Source organism: Polynucleobacter sp. 35-46-11 (assembly GCF_002281105.1).
In genome coordinates this window covers 1-6,970 of sequence record NZ_NCFJ01000100.1, presented here as the reverse complement: position 1 = coordinate 6,970, position 6,970 = coordinate 1, and the positions used below count along the sequence as shown (strand labels likewise).

At 46.0% G+C, this 6,970-nt stretch carries 10 protein-coding genes and 1 pseudogene; 10 read left to right on the top strand and 1 reads right to left on the bottom strand.

All coding sequences use genetic code 11. The features are described from left to right. The first annotated feature begins 13 nt into the window (after positions 1–13). The 10 genes and pseudogenes from hisB to tatC all read left to right on the top strand — a co-directional run bounded on the left by hisB (position 14) and on the right by tatC (position 5,738). Positions 14–601, top strand: a complete 588-nt coding sequence (gene hisB / locus B7Y67_RS08855) for an imidazoleglycerol-phosphate dehydratase HisB (protein WP_062307133.1) — start codon at positions 14–16, stop codon at positions 599–601. Between the two features lie 62 nt (positions 602–663). Further along, the gene (gene hisH, locus B7Y67_RS08850) at positions 664–1,326 is read left to right on the top strand and encodes an imidazole glycerol phosphate synthase subunit HisH (protein WP_293598328.1); all 663 of its coding nucleotides are present in this window, start codon (positions 664–666) and stop codon (positions 1,324–1,326) included. Between the two features lie 20 nt (positions 1,327–1,346). Next, a pseudogene (gene hisA, locus B7Y67_RS08845) lies at positions 1,347–2,108 on the top strand (1-(5-phosphoribosyl)-5-[(5-phosphoribosylamino)methylideneamino]imidazole-4-carboxamide isomerase). Between the two features lie 11 nt (positions 2,109–2,119). Beyond that, a complete protein-coding gene (gene hisF / locus B7Y67_RS08840) occupies positions 2,120–2,878 on the top strand; it encodes an imidazole glycerol phosphate synthase subunit HisF (RefSeq protein ID WP_293598327.1) in 759 nt (252 codons plus the stop codon). A 40-nt stretch (positions 2,879–2,918) separates the two neighbouring features. Then, on the top strand, positions 2,919–3,323 hold the full coding sequence (gene hisI, locus B7Y67_RS08835) for a phosphoribosyl-AMP cyclohydrolase (protein WP_293598329.1): 405 nt from the start codon (positions 2,919–2,921) through the stop codon (positions 3,321–3,323). 44 nt (positions 3,324–3,367) lie between these two features. Continuing rightward, entirely contained in the window at positions 3,368–3,769 is a 402-nt protein-coding gene (locus B7Y67_RS08830; RefSeq protein ID WP_293598326.1) for a phosphoribosyl-ATP diphosphatase, read from the top strand. A 3-nt stretch (positions 3,770–3,772) separates the two neighbouring features. Then, a complete protein-coding gene (locus tag B7Y67_RS08825) occupies positions 3,773–4,129 on the top strand; it encodes a histidine triad nucleotide-binding protein (RefSeq protein WP_293598325.1) in 357 nt (118 codons plus the stop codon). Positions 4,130–4,145: 16 nt separating this feature from the next. Then, entirely contained in the window at positions 4,146–4,388 is a 243-nt protein-coding gene (gene tatA, locus B7Y67_RS08820; protein WP_216268591.1) for a Sec-independent protein translocase subunit TatA, read from the top strand. A gap of 28 nt (positions 4,389–4,416) precedes the next feature. Beyond that, positions 4,417–4,893 (top strand): Sec-independent protein translocase protein TatB, encoded by a 477-nt coding sequence (tatB, locus tag B7Y67_RS08815; protein ID WP_293598324.1) that lies wholly within the window; start codon positions 4,417–4,419, stop codon positions 4,891–4,893. A gap of 32 nt (positions 4,894–4,925) precedes the next feature. Then, positions 4,926–5,738, top strand: coding sequence for a twin-arginine translocase subunit TatC (gene tatC, locus B7Y67_RS08810; RefSeq protein WP_293598323.1), 813 nt, complete (start codon positions 4,926–4,928; stop codon positions 5,736–5,738). Here tatC and B7Y67_RS08805 read toward each other — a convergent pair. Next, positions 5,723–6,970 (bottom strand): sel1 repeat family protein (locus B7Y67_RS08805; RefSeq protein ID WP_293598322.1); only part of this gene is annotated, 1,248 nt, incomplete at its 5' end. The two genes, tatC and B7Y67_RS08805, sit on opposite strands and share 16 nt — an antisense overlap.

Here is a 6,970-nt window from a genome sequence, read left to right as displayed (position 1 = left end):
GGCGCACTGAAGCATGCGGCAAGCCGACGTTACCCGAAACACTTCGGAAACCAAAATTCAAATTGCTATCAATTTAGATGGCACAGGTAAGGCTGAGCTGGCCTCTGGCGTACCCTTCCTAGACCATATGTTGGATCAAATTGCCCGTCACGGCATGATCGACCTGAAAGTCGTCGCAAAAGGAGATACCCATATTGATGACCACCATACCGTTGAGGATGTAGGGATCACTCTGGGACAGGCATTTGCTAAGGCAGTTGGTGATAAAGCAGGCATCACTCGCTATGGCCATTCTTATGTGCCTTTGGATGAAACCCTTTCTCGCGTAGTGATCGATTTTTCTGGTCGCCCAGGCTTAGAGTTCAACGTCCCATTTACCCGTGCTCGTGTTGGCGACTTTGATGTAGATCTTAGTATTGAGTTCTTCCGTGGTTTTGTAAACCATGCTGGAGTAACTTTGCACATCGATAATTTACGTGGCATTAACGCTCACCACCAGATTGAAACTGTGTTCAAGGCCTTTGGTCGTGCCTTGCGCATGGCTTTAGAGTTGGATCCACGTGCTTCCGGTGTTGTTCCTTCTACTAAGGGCAGTCTCTAATCTAGAAAATTTCTAGCGTTGACTAGAAGACTGTCAAAAAACTACAGAACATAGGCTAACAATTGGCGCAAACTATTGCGATCGTTGACTACGGAATGGGTAATCTACGTTCCGTCTATCAGGCCTTTCATCATGTGGCTCCAGATGCGAATATCCTCATTGCACACAACCCAGAAGAAATTATCTCTGCAGAGCGGGTGGTGCTCCCAGGGCAGGGTGCCATGCCCGATTGCATGAAGCATCTTCAAGAGTCTGGCTTATTGGAGGCGTTGCTTGATGCTGCCAAAAATAAACCCTTATTAGGTGTTTGTGTGGGTGAGCAAATGCTATTTGATCAAAGTGCTGAAGTGCGAGCCAATTCCAGTACCGCTTGGACACCTTGTTTGGGCTTGATTCCGGGTGAGGTGCGCCGCTTTGAGTTGGCTGGGAAGTTGCAGCCAGACGGTTCCGCTTACAAAGTGCCCCATATGGGTTGGAACCAAGTACGCCAAGATCGCAAGCACCCACTTTGGGATGGCATCCCAGATTTGACTAGTTTTTACTTTGTACATAGTTACTATGTTGTGCCGCAACGCAAAGAAGATATTGCTGGCTCAACCGAATATGGCGATTGGTTTACTTCTGCCGTTGCAAGGGATAATATTTTTGCAACACAATTTCATCCAGAAAAAAGTGCAGAATACGGATTAAAGCTCTACAAAAATTTTGTTTCTTGGCAACCTTAAAACTTCTCTAAGCTACCGCTATGCTGCTGATTCCCGTGATTGACCTATAAGATGGCCACTGTGTTCGACTCGAACAAGGTGACATGGATAAAGCCACTGTGTTTTCTGAAGACCCGGGTGCGATGGCTGCGCATTGGATTAGTAAGGGAGCGCGTCGTTTACATCTCGTCGATTTGAATGGCGCATTTGCTGGCAAGTTGAAGAATGAGTCTGCGATTAAATCCATTCTCAAAGCAGTAGGCGATGAGATACCAGTTCAGCTGGGTGGTGGTATTCGCGATCTCGAAACGATTGAGCGATTATTAGATGACGGTATTAGTACAGTCATTATTGGTACTGCAGCAGTAAAGAGTCCTGGCTTTGTGCAAGATGCCTGCACTGCCTTTCCTGGCCACATCATGGTGGGACTGGATGCCCGTGATGGCAAAGTCGCAACAGATGGTTGGAGTAAGATCACCGGCCATGAAGTCATTGATCTTGCAAAAAAGTTTGAAGATTACGGTGTTGAAGCAATCATCTATACCGACATTGGTCGTGATGGCATGATGAAGGGTATCAACATGGATGCTACGATTAAATTAGCCCAGGCTATTCGGATTCCGGTGATTGCAAGTGGTGGCCTATCTAACAATCAAGATATTGAGGCTTTAAGTGAAGCTGAAGCTGAGGGTGTCATGGGTGTTATTGCTGGACGCTCAATTTATGCTGGCGATCTAGATTTAACTGCGGCACAAAAATATGCTGATGAGTTAACTCTGAAGTTCGCTAAGAAAATTATTTAGATTGTTTAATAGTGCTCACTAAACGAATTATTCCTTGCCTTGATGTCACGGCAGGGCGGGTTGTGAAAGGCGTGAATTTTGTTGGGCTGCGTGATGCGGGCGATCCTGTGGAGATTGCAAAACGCTACGACACTCAAGGCGCTGATGAACTCACCTTCTTAGATATTACTGCTACCTCTGATGGGCGTGATCTCATATTGCACATCATTGAAGATGTTGCATCTCAAGTATTTATTCCTCTGACTGTTGGTGGTGGTGTGCGCGCTGTAGCTGACGTGCGCCGCTTACTCAATGCTGGCGCTGATAAGGTGAGCATGAACTCATCCGCAGTGGCGAATCCAGATTTGGTGTCGGATGCGGCTGCATATTATGGGTCGCAGTGCATCGTCGTTGCCATTGATGCTAAAAAAACGGAAGCAGGCAATTGGGAAGTCTTTACCCATGGGGGTAGAACTGCTACTGGTATGGATGTCGTTGCATGGGCTTCTGAAGTGGCTCAGCGTGGTGCTGGAGAAATTCTTCTCACCAGCATGAATCGTGATGGTAGTAAAGATGGTTTTGATTTGGAGTTAACTGCCGCAGTAAGTGATGCGGTGAGCGTTCCAGTGATTGCCTCTGGCGGCGTGGGTAATTTGCAGCACTTGGTCGATGGCATTACCAAAGGTCATGCCGACGCAGTTCTTGCGGCAAGTATTTTTCATTATGGTGAATACACTGTTGGTCAAGCAAAAGAATATATGGCAAGCCAAGGCGTTCCTGTTCGCATCTAAGTGCAGACAGCTTTACTAAGAAAATAATTCGAAGATGAGCATGAAAAATTCCTTCTCTCCAGTTGACTCCTTAGAGCCCGGCGCATGGCTTGATGCCGTCACTTGGAATGAGCAGGGCTTAGTTCCGGTAATTGCCCAGGAAGTTGGCAGTAAAGATATCTTGATGATGGCTTGGATGAATCGTGATGCTTTATTGGCTACCTTGCGCTTAGGCGAGGCGGTGTATTGGACGCGTTCCAGGCAAAAACTATGGCACAAGGGTGAAGAATCTGGCCATACTCAAAAAGTAAAAGAAATCCGCCTTGATTGCGATGGCGATACGATTTTGCTGATGGTTGAGCAAAAAGACGGTATTGCTTGTCACACTGGCGAGCATAGTTGCTTCTTCCAGAGGTGGGATTCAGCCCAATCTACCTGGGTTGATGAGTCTAAGGGCCTTAAATAACCCACCCCTCTTCTACCTGGTAATAAAAGACATAAAATCACCTGATGACTAGTTCAGCGAATACCCCCTCTAATTTAGATGCTGCTTTTGCCCACTTGGCTGATGTAGTTGATCAGCGCCGCGATGCATTTAAGGCTGGCCAGGCCGATCCCAAGACCTCTTACACAGCTTTACTCTTCTCTAAGGGTGATGATGGAATTTTGAAGAAGATTGGAGAAGAGGCTACCGAAGCAGTGATGGCCGCCAAGGATGCTCGAAATGCCAATTTGGCCCCTGAGCAACAAAAACTCTTGGTTGGGGAGATGGCTGACCTCTGGTTTCATTGCCTAATTGCCCTTTCTCAGTTTGGCTTGCGCCCAGAAGACGTAATTACTGAGCTTGAGCGCCGTCTCGGTACTTCAGGCATCGAGGAAAAAGCCGCCAGAAAAGCTTCAAGCAAGGAGTAATTGATGCCCCATGACCCAAATTGCCTATTTTGTAAGATTTCCAAAGGTGAAATCCCATCCCAAAAGGTGTATGAGGACGAGGAGATTTATGCCTTTAAAGATATTAATCCTGCAGCCCCCGTCCATTTTTTGATGATTCCTAAAAAACATATCCCTATGCTGGAATCTGCAGAAGTGGCTGATGCGCCATTGCTAGGTAGAATGATGGAATTAGCACCACGTCTCGCCAAGGAGCAGGGTTGCCGTCCTGGAAAAGATGGTGGCTTTAGATTGGTAGTGAATAATGGTGCAGATGGTGGGCAAGAGGTTTATCACTTGCATTTGCATGTGATGGGCGGTCCGCGCCCCTGGAAAAAATAGTCCGAGGAGATTAAAAATGGGTTCATTTAGCATTTGGCATTGGTTAATTGTTTTGGTAATCGTGATGTTGGTATTCGGTACCAAAAAATTGCGCAATATCGGTACTGATTTAGGTGGCGCTGTTAAAGGTTTCAAAGATGGCATGAAAACGCCTGAGGGAACTGAAGAGTCGCAAGACAAGGCTAAAGAGCAAATTCAGAGCGCTGCTACATCAACAGAGAAAACTGTGGATGTTCAGGCAAAAGATATCAATAAATAATTGTTGATAGAAATAATGCGCAGCTGCAATGATTGATCTCGGAGTTTCAAAGCTTGCACTCATTGCAGTAGTTGCATTGGTAGTGGTCGGCCCGGAACGACTTCCAAAAATTGCCCGTATGGCGGGTAACTTATTTGGAAGAGCGCAGCGCTATATGGCGGATGTCAAATCCGAAGTTAGCAGGCAGATGGATGTTGAGGAGTTCAAGAAACTCCGAGAAGAAAGTGTCTCTGCCTTTAAAGATGTTGAGAACTCCATTCAATCTGTTACTCAAGAGGCTGGTGCCAATCTCAGTGACCAGGCAGATATCTTTGAAAATCATTTTACGAGAGCTCCTCTTGATGAAAAAGAAGTTCTACAAAAATCGGTACGCCAGGGTCGGAAGAGTTGGGGCGTGAGGCGCGCTGCGAGACCAGTTTGGTTTAAGCGATCCACTGGTATGCGCACAAGAGTTCAGTCCGGAGCTGCGCGCATGAAGCGCTTTCACCACAGCGCGGGCAAATAAATTAGCCCAAAGAAAAGTAAATACGAATATCAATGACGCAAAATAATTCAACAGAAGATTCCGGACTACAAGAATCATTCTTGTCACATTTATTTGAGTTGCGTGATCGCATCATCAAGTCAGCGATAGCCATCATTGTAGTTTTTGTTTCCTTAGTTTATTGGGCACCAGATATTTTTCATTTGTTTGCCCAGCCACTACTTCAGGCATTACCTGCTGGCGGCAAGATGATCGTGACTGATGTCACGGGTTCATTCTTTGTACCTATGAAAGTCACCATGTTGGTGGCTTTCTTAATCGCTCTGCCAGTAGTGATGTATCAGTTATGGGCATTCATTGCCCCCGGCCTTTATCAGCACGAGCGTAAGTTGATAGTACCTTTGGTTATCAGTAGTTATAGCCTGTTTATTTTTGGAATGGCCTTTGCTTACTTCTTAGTTTTCCCAACGGTATTTCAATTCATGGCTAGTTATAACGCTCCCTTGGGTGCTGAAATGTCGACTGATATTGATAAATACCTTGGCTTTGCTATGACAACCTTTTTGGCCTTTGGCATTACCTTTGAGGTTCCAGTTGTTGTGGTGGTGCTGGTTCGCATGGGCATGGTGCCATTGGCTAAGCTTAAAGAGATTCGTCCTTATGTAATTGTTGGCGCTTTTGTGATTTCAGCAATCGTGACACCACCAGATGTGTTATCTCAACTGCTCTTAGCTGTGCCAATGTGCTTACTCTATGAGCTCGGGCTTCTCATTGCCCGCTTCTATGTCCCAAAATCCGTAGATGATGAGTCTGATGACATTAAAGATGGCGAATCTAAAGGCTCGGATACTCAAGCTACTGTTTGATCTTGTGAGAAGGTAGCAGTCAGCCACTCAGTTACTCGGTCAAATCGATAACGTCTTTGTCTTAAATTACCTTCTAAGTCAGATTCGCTTCCAGCAAATACTTTTCCTGCGGCAAGCAAAGAGCGCCGCTGCTGCGTGGTATCAATCTGAATTAATCTAGGCAGTATCTTTGGTAGCTCGCGACGAATATCGACTGCGACACAATGTTCGTGCTGTAACTGCCCAACCTCACACAGTAATAGCTCAGCCTTACTCAAATTAAATTGATTGGCGATGATGAGTCGGTGACATAGCAAGATCCACTCTTCATCTAATTTGTGTTCGGCGTGATGGTTTAATGCCTTTTCAGCATAAGTAGCCAATTCAAACCAATCATTGTTCTTTGGGCTGGAGACATTCTCCAGAATTTTCCCAAGCAATTCTTTTGCTTCGGTAACACCTTGTTGGTGTGCTTGCCAAATCCAATAAGAAGCTTGCAGGCCGCGAACCTTCTCTTCAACTTTTTCGCGTTTGCGCCAGAGGTTGGCGCCTCTTTTGAATTGAGCTACTGGATGACCTAAATCTGCTGCACGATCAAGACAGCGATCACTCTCAGCGGCGTTGTATCCAGAGAACTGTGGTCGACGATAAATCTCACCTAAGGCAAACCAAGCATCGCGATCGCCGTCTTTGGCGGCCAACTCTAACCAATAGGCCGCTTTCTTGAGGGAGGCATTCGTTTTGCCACCACCCACCCCAATCACCTCTTTCTCAGCAGAATCAACCTCATTGAATTGCGCTAGGCGTAATCCCAGTGTGAGTTTGGCAATCGTCAGCCCAAGTTCTGCTGCTTGTATCAGCGCAGCCTCATTTTTATCTGAGAGCCAAGCATTCCAAAGAGAGGAGAGTGCCTCATCTTTTGGCTGTAGCTTGATGAGTAGTTCTTTTGCGCTGTTAGTAAATGGTGTTTCTGATTCTGCTAGGCCTAATAAAAACCCCTTTGCTTTCTTTTGTAGAGTCAGAAAGTCATCGCCATCTTTGCCTTGCTTCAAGAGCCAGGTAGAGAGCTCAGTCTGTAAATCTTTTTTAGCGGGATTAAGTAAAAGTTCTGCAAGCTGCCATTGCGCTGCGTAACTTGCATCAATATTGGCCTTAGCTAATTTCCAGAATGATTCCCAGCCAAAAGCAAATGCCGGTGAATTCAATGTTCCCTCCAGTGGAACAGTCGAGATTTGCTCCAACATCTCCAAAAT

Bases quoted from the DNA above. Each gene is read 5' to 3' on its own strand.
- hisB (WP_062307133.1), top strand. From the start codon at position 14: ATGCGGCAAGCCGACGTTACCCGAAACACTTCGGAAACCAAAATTCAA.
- hisI (WP_293598329.1), top strand. From the start codon at position 2,919: ATGAAAAATTCCTTCTCTCCAGTTGACTCCTTAGAGCCCGGCGCATGG.
- B7Y67_RS08830 (WP_293598326.1), top strand. From the start codon at position 3,368: ATGACTAGTTCAGCGAATACCCCCTCTAATTTAGATGCTGCTTTTGCC.
- B7Y67_RS08825 (WP_293598325.1), top strand. From the start codon at position 3,773: ATGCCCCATGACCCAAATTGCCTATTTTGTAAGATTTCCAAAGGTGAA.
- tatA (WP_216268591.1), top strand. From the start codon at position 4,146: ATGGGTTCATTTAGCATTTGGCATTGGTTAATTGTTTTGGTAATCGTG.
- tatB (WP_293598324.1), top strand. From the start codon at position 4,417: ATGATTGATCTCGGAGTTTCAAAGCTTGCACTCATTGCAGTAGTTGCA.
- tatC (WP_293598323.1), top strand. From the start codon at position 4,926: ATGACGCAAAATAATTCAACAGAAGATTCCGGACTACAAGAATCATTC.